Raw genomic sequence first — 9,295 nt, 5'->3', positions numbered from 1 at the left:
TACTGGTGATGTTGATTCGAAAGTAGAACTACAAGCAAAGGGAAATTTAATCCAAATTAGTGATAATCATCAATCTAGGAATGTTGATAGTCAGATTATTTCAGCTAGAGGAAAAATTATATTATCTGCGATAAATAATAATGAATTATTAGGTGCAGATAGAGGGATTTATTCACGGGAAAACGGTGTTGTTCAATTAGTTTCAGAACAGGGTAATAATTTGATTGAAGCAACTCAAGGTGGTATTAATACCACTAATAGTGGAACCACTTTATTAACTGCCTTATCAGGGGTAAATCAAATTAAGGTATCTCGTGAACAAGCTAAAGTAGAAGATTCAAATATTGCTATTTATGGGGTATATACCAAAGGGGAAAATGCCAAGGTAACATTACATTCTAAAAATAATGTGATAGAAGTTGGAGATGACAATCAATCATTAATAGCAGATAGTGTTGCGGTATATGGAAGTAATAATAATGATAGTTTGTTATTAGCAACTATAGATAATCAGTTGTTCGGTGCAGATACAGGTGTTTTTTCCTCTGTGAATGGTAAAGTAACGATTGTAGCAGAACAAGGTTACAATATTATCAATACAATAATGAGAGGGGTTGATGCAAGGAATGATGGAAACATTATTGTTGATGGTGGTCTTAAATTATCTGCACCATTAGCGGCATATTCTGCAGGTATGGTGCAATTAAACTATGCCAAAGAGAGCCAAATTAGCGGAGATTTATTGGCGAATGGCGGACAAATCTTGGTGAAATCTAAAGGCAGCACATTAACGATGAAAGGAGATACGGTGGCGATTAATCAAGGGGTTGCCGATATTGCCTTAACACCAAATAGCCAATTAATCGGACGTATTGATAATGCGAATGCGCAAAATGAAGCACATCATACGCTTTTCCCATTAAATAGTTATGCGCCAGCAAAACCGACCCCTATTACGATTGATACAGCAGGTCGTACTGTATTGACGTTAGCAAAAGATTCATTATGGCAAATGACTGGGCAAAGCTGGGTGAGCGAATTGCGTGGTGAAGGAACAGTGGATGTGAGCCCAACTTCAGCAGGCGCCTCAGCTGGTCAAGCATTGCATATTGATAAACTCGCTGGTGCAAATCAATTCCTAATGACCTTAAATAAAACTGGTCAAGGCAGCGATATGCTCTATATCAAGGAAGGCACAAGCACACCACAAGATGTTGTCATTAAGAATGAACGTGACGTGATTGAAAGTATGAATTACGGCGACCGTTTGCGTTTCGCTACGGTACAACATTCACAAAATGAATTTGTTGCTGGCAAACAATATACTGATGAACATCGTTTAATGAAACAAGCTTTAACTGTTGAGTATGCTGACCAAGCCACCGACCCAGATAATCACGAAGCTTATAATCTTGCCTTTAATGGTGGTAATGCGTTAAGTAAAGCGAAACCAGGTAATGAGTATGTTAATACCACTTATGGCGGTGAAGGCAGTCAGAATGTCTATTTAGTGAAATATCGCACTAATACGCCAAGCCGTAATACAGTCGATATTGGCAGAATGTTAGATGCAAGTGCAGGTTATGCCTTTACGCTTGATACTTACACCAAACGAGAAGGGGAACGCGCTTATTCACTCAATGACATTAAAGAAGGCGCTTGGATAAGAGGTACCCATACTCGCTTAAAAGAAACAGACCGCTTTAGCTTAAACCATAATGACTATGAAATTGGTTATGACAAATTCCGTTATAACAATGACGAGAAAAAACAAAAATGGGGTTTAAGCTTCACTTATGGTTATGGCAAAACCACGTTAGCGGATGAGTTCAGTAAAGGACGAGTGAAGAAATACGAATTAAGCCTTTATAACACCAACCAATGGAATAACCAAGCCGGTGATAACAGTTACTATAATGATAACGTGTTAAGAGTTGGTGCATTACACAACCATTATCAATCTATGATGAGTGATGGCAATCTCTGGGGTAAAGGTAGTTATAAGAATTACCTCTTTACGGCAAGTACCGAACATGGTTATCGTAAATTTATTGATGATAACAAACGTTGGTATCTAGTACCGCAAGCGCAATTGCAATTCGCTTACTTAACTGGTGCAGATTATCGCACCAGCAATGATATTGATGTGAAACTTGGTCATGCGAAAAGCTTAATTGGTCGTGCTGGTGTGGATATTGTGCGATTATTAGATGAAAGCGGTGATAATCGTCTTTATGCGAAAGGTAATATTATGCATGAGTTTTTAGGCAAACGTTCGTTTAGTGCGAGCGACCGTACTGGGGATTATCACACCAGTTGGAATACGAGAGGTACTTGGTATGCTGTTGGTGTTGGCTACAACGCGCATGTCAGTGAAAAGACTAATGTGTTTATTGATGCTGAGAAAGAATTTGGTCATGGACGCACTGGTTCGTATAACTTGCGTTTAGCATTATCGTGGCAGTTTAAGTAATTGATTTTTTTTCAAATCTCCCAACCCTCTTCAATCTTGAAGAGGGTTTCTGTCAAGTACAACCTGATAACATCATTTACATACCAATCTATTTACATCACTATTTTGACTATGATCTTAAAAAACACAGATGTTATTAAATTATCTATAAAACAGAGAATAAAAAAATTTTTATTTTTCTATTGAAATAAGAATTGTTATCAAATAAAATCCGCCAACTTTAATAAAGGATGATTAAAAGTTAGGTGAATTGTGTTTGAATTAGATTCTGTTTCCTTTTGCTTGGATGAAAAAGTTCTGTTGCACCCAATTTCATTACAATTTTCTACTAGTAAAATTTATGGAATTATTGGGCAAAATGGGTCAGGGAAATCCACATTAATAAAATTACTGGCGCGTCAGCATAGCGCGAGTAACGGCAAATTATCATTTGCCAATAAGCCAATTCACCAATGGAAAAATAAAGAATTTGCTCGTCAAGTCGCTTATTTGCCGCAACATTTACCTCAAGCTCACAATCTTACCGTAACCGCATTACTCAAAATGGGGCGATATGCTTGGCATGGATTATTAGGAAGTAATCCAAAACAAGATCAACAAGTAATTACTGAAGCATTAGCGCGCACCAATATGACACGTTATGCCGATCAATTTGTTGATACTTTATCGGGAGGCGAGCGTTCGCGAGTTTGGTTAGCGATGTTATTAGCACAGCAGAGCCAATTCTTACTGTTAGATGAACCCTTAGCGGCTTTGGATATTGCTCATCAAGTAGAAGTTATGCAGCTCATTAAACAGTTAGTGCAGCAGCTGAATCTTGGGGTAATTATTGTGATTCATGATATTAATCTTGCTGCCCGTTTTTGTGATCACATTGTCGCTTTGCAGTCTGGCAAATTATTGATGCAAGGCACGCCTCAACAAATTATGACGCCTGAATCCTTAGCAAAAATCTATCATATTGATCTACAAGTACAGTCACACCCAGTAGATCAAACTCCAATCGCCTTCTTCTAAAGGGGAATTTATGCAGCAGATCTGGCGTATTATTTGGCTTTGTTGTGGCTTAATCAGTTTACCGTTAGCGGCGCAACCGCGCGTTGCTACGCTCGATTGGACTGTTGCCGAAACCTTGTTAGGTTTAGGTATAACGCCTATTGCCGTAGGTGATAAACAGAGCTATCAAACTTGGGTAACAGAGCCTACATTACCACGTCACGTTATTGATTTAGGTACACGTTTGCAACCAAATAAAGAGCTATTAGCCACATTATCTATTGAAATCTTTCCGAATAGCGATATGTATCAACCAGCGGTTGAAACGAATCGAGTTTATTTGAGTAAATTGCAGCAAGCGCCACATATTAATTTTTATCAAGCTGGAGATTTTTGGCAAAACCAGTTACAAGCAACCAGACAATTAGCAACAACAGTAAGTGAACCAGCCGCAGCAGAGAAACTTATTGCAGAAACTGAACAGGTATTTCGTGCTAGTAAGGAACAATTACAACCATATACAACACGCTCGTTATTAGTGGTGCAATTTATTGATGGGCGTCATTTGCGTGTTTATGGTAAGCAGAGTTTGCCGGGTGTGGTGATTGAAAAATTAGGTTTTACCAATGCGTGGCAGCAGGAAGTTAATCTTTGGGGTACCGCGCAAATTTCGCTGAATCAGTTGGCGCAGTTTGATCATGCACGTTTAATTGTGATTAAACCTTATCCTAACAATATTCCTGATGAATTAGCCAATAATACATTATGGCATTCCTTACATTTAGCAAAAGATCCAATTGTATTGCCATCAATATGGACATTTGGTGCTTTGCCGTCAATGCAGCGTTTAGCTCGAGCTTTAGTGAACGGTTTTACCTCTGGAGGTGAAATATGGTAAGCGCTAAACGTTTAATCTTATTATTTAGTTTATTTATAACAGTGTTATTTATTGCGGTGGTGATAGCAGAATGGCAAACAACTGCTGATAAAGGAATGGCACAATTATTGCTGCTAAATTTTACTCTGCCAAGAGTAGTAATGGCGATTTTAGCGGGAATTTGCTTAGGTTGCGCTTCATTGTTGTTACAACAAGTTATAAATAATCCATTGGCATCAGATAGCACTTTAGCGGTTAGTAGCGGTGCTCAATTCGCTTTATATTTAGCTACTTTATTTTTCCCGGCAGTATTACAAATTGGCTCAACAGTAGTGGCTTTGATTGGGGCATTATTTGCTTTAGCTATTGTATTGCTATTAGCGTGGCGACAAATGATTTCGCCTTTATTAATTGTGCTAGCAGGATTAGTGGTCAGTTTTTATTTTGGTGCCTTTTCCGCTTTACTCACGCTATTTTACCCGGAAGAAAGTCGTGGTTTATTGGTGTGGGGCAGCGGTTCTTTAGTGCAAGAAAGCTGGTTTGCCAGTTTGACGTTACTACCGTTGTTATTACCTGCATTGGCAGTATTAATCTATCTCAGTCCAGCATTACAGATTTTTCAATTACAAGATAGCAATGCGAAAAGTTTAGGAGTAAATGTACAACGTATTCGTATATTGACAGTGATTTTAGCTGCCTATTTAGTGGCAATTGTAGTAAGTCGTGTTGGTATTTTAGCGTTTGTTGGCTTAGCGGCAACGACCATTGTTCGCCAATATCGCGAATACCGTTTTACCACTTTATTATGGCAAAGCGCTTTTTTTGCGGCAGCATTGTTGTTAATGACGGATTTAGTGTTGCAATTGATCGATCATTATTGGCAGCTGCAATTACCAACAGGATCGGTAACCGCTTTATTCGGTACACCACTACTGCTTTGGTTAGTTTTTCGTCAGCGTCAGCAATATGGACGAGTGCAAAATACTGTTACTCATTTAACCTCCAAACAGCCAATTTTTTCTTACCAAATACTTAGCCTATTACTATTAATGGGGTTGTTGCTCGCTTTTTGTGTTGGGCAAAACCAAGATAGCTGGTCTTTTAGCTTTAATGAAATTTTATTTGAATTGCGTTTTCCGCGAATTGCGTATGCGATTGCCGCAGGCATTATGCTCGCTTTAGCGGGTGTGATTTTACAACGTTTAACCGGTAATCCAATGGCAAGTCCGGAATTACTTGGGATTACATCAGGCGTTAGTTTTGGTGTTCTTATCGCTATTTTTGTTGCTGGTGCTCTTGTGACAAGTCAATTGGTGATCTTTGGTGCGATAGGTGCTGGCTTTATTTTGTTATTAATTTGGTTAATTAATCGCCGTAATGGTTTGCAGCCAGAGCAGGTGTTATTAACCGGAATTAGTTTGTCTGCACTGTTTGATGCAGTGTTGCGTATCTTGGTGGCAAGCGGTGATCTAAGAGCGTTGCAATTATTAAGTTGGGGCTCGGGTTCAACCTATTTTGCCGAACCAACGATTGCCTATGTGATATTAGTTTTAGCAGTTTGTTGTTTAATGATCAGTCTATTGTTTAGCCGTTGGTTAGATTTATTAAGCCTTAGTACTGTAGTGGCACAGTCTGTCGGAATACATCTGATACAAGCAAGAACAGTGTTATTTATCTTGGCAATTATGTTAACGCTATTTGCCACTTTAATTGTCGGAACGCTAAGTTTTATTGGCTTATTAGCACCACATTTAGCCTATTCACTCGGTTTTCATCGTGCTAAAGCACAGCTTATCGCTGCTAGCTTATTAGGTGCAGGTGTAATGATGATAGCTGATTGGTTAGGGCGCCAATGGTTATTTCCTTATGAAATTCCAGCAGGATTAGTGGCAACTCTATTAGGCGGCAGTTATTTCTTAGTATTGATGAGAAAGTTGTAATCGATTTTATTAACACAAAAAAGAGGAGAAAAATGATGAAAAAGCAACATTTAATCAGCGCATTATGTGTAATGTCAATTCCGGCTATTACACAAGCACATGATTTATGGGCGTATGGGCAGCAAGTTGAAGCAGGTAAGCCATTACAAGCTATACTTGGTTATGGGGATAGTTTCCCATTGGGTGAAAAAGTCGCAGAGAGCCGTTTAAATCTTTTGAATCCATTAGTATTGCACAAAACTGATGGTAGCTCCGTTACCTTAACGCAACAGGGTGAAAATTATCATTATGTGACTAAAGATAATTTAGCAAAGGCGGAATATAAGATTTCAGGTAGCTATAAACCAACTTTCTGGTCAAAAAATGAGAAGGGTTGGAAACGTGAAAATCTGACTCAAATGCAAGATGCAAATTATTGTGAAGAGTCGAGTATGTTTGCTACTACCTATATTAATACTGGTGTAGATGTTAGCGATTTTGCGATTGAGCCGGTTGGCTTACCGTTAGAAATTGTTCCTTTGGTCGATCCAACAGATATTAAACCGTTAGAAGTTTTTCCAGTACAGGTACTGTATAACGGGAAACCTGCGAAAGAGGTGGTTGTGATCGGTACAACCAATGAATTTACCAAATTAGATGAGAAAGCAGTTTACGATCATCGTGAGCCACAAGCCTTTTCTGGTAAAACTGACGCGCAAGGAAAAGTGAATTTTATTCCAGCGTTGGCAGGAACTTGGAAAATTAAGGCTAGTTATGAGATGCCTTACCCAGATCAAAAAGTTTGTCAAAAACGCAAACTTTATAGTACTTACACCTTCAGTGTAAAAACAAAATAATAATTAATATTCTAATTTCTATAACCTAAGGAACTTTGTAATGAAAAGACACATTTTTAAATTATCGCTGTTATCGACGGCATTATGTTTAACGCTAAATCCTGCTTTAGCGGAACAAACACAAGAGCTTGAAGGGATTGATGTGGTAGCTGGTTCAATGTATCGAATGGGTGAAGTACCGGTTTATCAAGCGAAATCAGCAGTAGCAATTACTCGTGAACAACTTGATCAGCAAGGGGTAAGTAAAACTGATGAAATTGGGCGTTATCAAGCAGGATTTTCTAACCAAGTTTTTGGTGAAGATACTAATACCAACTGGTTTAAGGTAAGAGGGGCAGAAGTTACACAAGCAATAGATGGTTTACCATTGTTTAGCTATGGTTTCTTCACGCCTTATACCAATACTTTTGCTTTTGAAGCGATTGAAGTCACGAAAGGTGCTGATGCAATGACGTTTGGTGCGGCGCAATCTGGTGGTTTACTGAACTATGTCACAAAGCGCCCACATAAAGAGCAAATTGGCAAAGGTGAGTTTAAGCTCAATATGGGTAACAATACACAATATGGTTTTGCCGCGGATTATACTGGTGCAATGAATAGTGACCAGAGCTTACGTTATCGTGTAGTGAGTTCTTATGGTGCAAAAGATGGTCAATGGGAAGGTACTAAAAATAGCACTTTCTACATTGCTCCTTCTGTTGAGTGGGATATTAGCGATCGTACTCGTTTAACTCTATTGACTAGCTATCAATTTGATAAAGGAATTCCTAGTTCAAACTTCCTACCTCAAGAAGGAACTTTAGTGGCATTTCCTAATGGCGAATATATCAGTCGCTCCACTAACTTAGGGGATCCAATCAATGATCGCGAATACAATCGTCAATACAATATTGGTTATGAGCTAAATCATCAATTTACTGATAATCTCTCTTTTAGCAGTAGCTATCGTTATTCATATGTTAATAACTTCCATCGTGGTTCTTATGCTTATCCATCAGCATATAATGCAGATTGGTCTCCATTAGCGCCAAGTGCAGTAGGATATATGCTAACTCGTGGGGTTGTATTTAATGATGGAACATCTACTAGTCATAATGTTGATAATCACTTGAATTGGACATATAGCAATGAATGGTTACAAAATACCTTGGCTGTTGGTTCAGATTATCGTTATCAGAAAGTGAAAGGACTTTATACACTATATGGTCAAACTCCAGCCGTTAATCTACTCAATCCACTGCTTAGTTACGGTCAAGCTCAAGATGTAACACAAGCTCCATATAACGATATTACTGCACATCAATTTGGTCTATATCTACAAAATCAAAGCCGTATGTTTGATAAATTAACTTTAGGTTTTGGGGTACGTTATGATCGTGCAAAACAAACAGAAGATATTTCTCAATCATCCAGTCCAATATTAAATCATCATTCAGCTTCTTATTCACATAAGAGTTATTCAACTTCTTTGATGTATGAAGCGCCTTTAGGATTTAATCCTTATATTAGCTACAGTGAGTCATTTTATTTACCAATGGGCTTGAGTAATAATTATAAATTTTATGATCCAACCATTACGCATCAATATGAAGTTGGAATTAAATATTTACCAAATTGGTTAAATGGTTCTATTACTGCTGCTGCTTTTAAAGCAAAAGATAAAGGAGCGTTAGTTTCCAAAGGAATTGGTGCTACTGTGAGTGAAGAAGATCCTGTTTATCGTAAAGGTATTGAAGTTCAAGCCGATATTAATATTGTGAATAATTGGAACCTCAATTTAGCCTATACCTACCTAAAATCGTTTACACGTAAAGAGACGGGAGATATTCGCAATCCATTAATACCAAAACACACTTTTGCAATGAGAACAGATTATAGCTTTGCTAAAGGGATGTTAAACGGTTTAACTATTGGTGCAGGTGTACGTTATATTGGCAAGAGCGTGACCAGTAATGGTTCTTTATATTCAGGAAAAGAAGTGCCATCAGCAACAGTAGTAGATTTAATGGCTCGTTATCAATTTACACCAAATTGGAGTACACAAATTAATATTGATAATGTTGGCAATCGCCGTTATGTCGCAGGCTGTGATTATTATTGTTATTACGGTGCTGGACGTAATATTAATGCCTCTATTAGTTATAAATTCTAATCTCTAAAAGAGGTCTAATAG

General features: G+C 38.0%; 6 protein-coding genes. All 6 read left to right on the top strand.

Features of this window, described 5'->3' with window-relative positions; translation table 11 throughout:
* The coding region (locus tag QS62_RS09450) for an autotransporter outer membrane beta-barrel domain-containing protein (RefSeq protein ID WP_066109312.1) at positions 1-2,473 on the top strand (2,473 nt) is incomplete at its 5' end.
* A 252-nt stretch (positions 2,474-2,725) separates the two neighbouring features.
* Positions 2,726-3,490, top strand: a complete 765-nt coding sequence (locus tag QS62_RS09445; RefSeq protein WP_066109310.1) for an ABC transporter ATP-binding protein — start codon at positions 2,726-2,728, stop codon at positions 3,488-3,490.
* 10 nt (positions 3,491-3,500) lie between these two features.
* The gene (locus QS62_RS09440; RefSeq protein WP_066109307.1) at positions 3,501-4,367 is read left to right on the top strand and encodes an ABC transporter substrate-binding protein; all 867 of its coding nucleotides are present in this window, start codon (positions 3,501-3,503) and stop codon (positions 4,365-4,367) included.
* Positions 4,361-6,286: a Fe(3+)-hydroxamate ABC transporter permease FhuB gene (fhuB, locus tag QS62_RS09435; protein ID WP_066109303.1), complete on the top strand. Its 1,926-nt coding sequence runs from the start codon at positions 4,361-4,363 to the stop codon at positions 6,284-6,286. Before QS62_RS09440 ends, fhuB begins: the two co-directional genes overlap by 7 nt.
* A 32-nt stretch (positions 6,287-6,318) precedes the next feature.
* Positions 6,319-7,122 (top strand): DUF4198 domain-containing protein, encoded by an 804-nt coding sequence (locus QS62_RS09430; protein ID WP_231923703.1) that lies wholly within the window; start codon positions 6,319-6,321, stop codon positions 7,120-7,122.
* 40 nt (positions 7,123-7,162) lie between these two features.
* A complete protein-coding gene (locus tag QS62_RS09425) occupies positions 7,163-9,274 on the top strand; it encodes a TonB-dependent siderophore receptor (protein ID WP_066109297.1) in 2,112 nt (703 codons plus the stop codon).
* The last annotated feature ends 21 nt before the right edge of the window (positions 9,275-9,295 follow it).

The sequence above is a fragment of the Gallibacterium salpingitidis genome, assembly GCF_001678495.1.
GTDB lineage: Bacteria > Pseudomonadota > Gammaproteobacteria > Enterobacterales > Pasteurellaceae > Gallibacterium > Gallibacterium salpingitidis.
Note: the sequence above shows the minus strand (reverse complement) of the source record. Positions and strands in the feature narration are given on the sequence as shown.

Excerpts from the sequence above, each read along its gene's own strand:
- QS62_RS09440 (WP_066109307.1), top strand. The coding sequence starts at position 3,501 with ATGCAGCAGATCTGGCGTATTATTTGGCTTTGTTGTGGCTTAATCAGT.
- fhuB (WP_066109303.1), top strand. The coding sequence starts at position 4,361 with ATGGTAAGCGCTAAACGTTTAATCTTATTATTTAGTTTATTTATAACA.
- QS62_RS09430 (WP_231923703.1), top strand. The coding sequence starts at position 6,319 with ATGATGAAAAAGCAACATTTAATCAGCGCATTATGTGTAATGTCAATT.
- QS62_RS09425 (WP_066109297.1), top strand. The coding sequence starts at position 7,163 with ATGAAAAGACACATTTTTAAATTATCGCTGTTATCGACGGCATTATGT.